The organism is Ruegeria sp. AP12 (assembly GCF_056540025.1).
This window is the reverse complement of sequence record NZ_JBQFVZ010000218.1, coordinates 1-685: the sequence shown is the minus strand read 5'-3', so window position 1 is coordinate 685 and position 685 is coordinate 1. Positions and strand designations below refer to the sequence as shown.

Here is a 685-nt window from a genome sequence, read left to right as displayed (position 1 = left end):
CCCAGAAGTCGCCCACGGGTTCAAGTTCGGTGACGACCTTGCCGGGCCACAATCCACTGGCGTTCACATCCGCGATTGTGTCCAGAGCCACCTGCTTTTGCGCGTCATCCACATAGTAGATCGCTGAACGGTAGCTCATGCCAAGATCATTGCCCTGACGATTCGGTGTCGTCGGGTCGTGAATCTGAAAGAAGAACTCCAGCAGATCACGATAGGTGATCTGAGTGGGGTCAAAGAAAATCTCGATCCCTTCGGCATGGGTGCCGTGGTTGCGATAGGTGGCATTCGGCACGTCGCCGCCGGTGTATCCGACACGCGTGCGGGACACGCCGGGCAGTTTTCGGATCAGGTCCTGCATGCCCCAAAAGCAGCCACCGGCCAGAACAGCGCGTTCGATACTCATTGGATGTCCTCCACATGGATCAGGTATTCGCCGTAACCTTCGTCTTCCATCTCGTCGCGATGGATGAACCGCAGGGCGGCGGAGTTGATGCAATAGCGCAGCCCACCATGTTCGCGCGGGCCGTCCGGGAAGACGTGGCCCAGATGGCTGTCGCCGTGTTTTGAGCGGACCTCGGTGCGGATCATACCATGGGTGGTGTCGCGAAACTCTTCCACATGTTCATGGATGATTGGCTTTGTGAAACTGGGCCAGCCGCAGCCGGATTCGTATTTGTGCGTCGAG

2 protein-coding genes are annotated in these 685 nt (G+C 58.1%); both read right to left on the bottom strand.

Annotated features, from left to right (window positions below; genetic code table 11):
• Window positions 1–403: peptide-methionine (S)-S-oxide reductase MsrA (gene msrA / locus ACR0E6_RS22380; protein WP_480587511.1), on the bottom strand; the 403-nt coding region annotated here is incomplete at its 3' end.
• The coding region (gene msrB / locus ACR0E6_RS22375; RefSeq protein ID WP_480587509.1) for a peptide-methionine (R)-S-oxide reductase MsrB at window positions 400–685 on the bottom strand (286 nt) is incomplete at its 5' end. The genes msrB and msrA, both read right to left, overlap by 4 nt.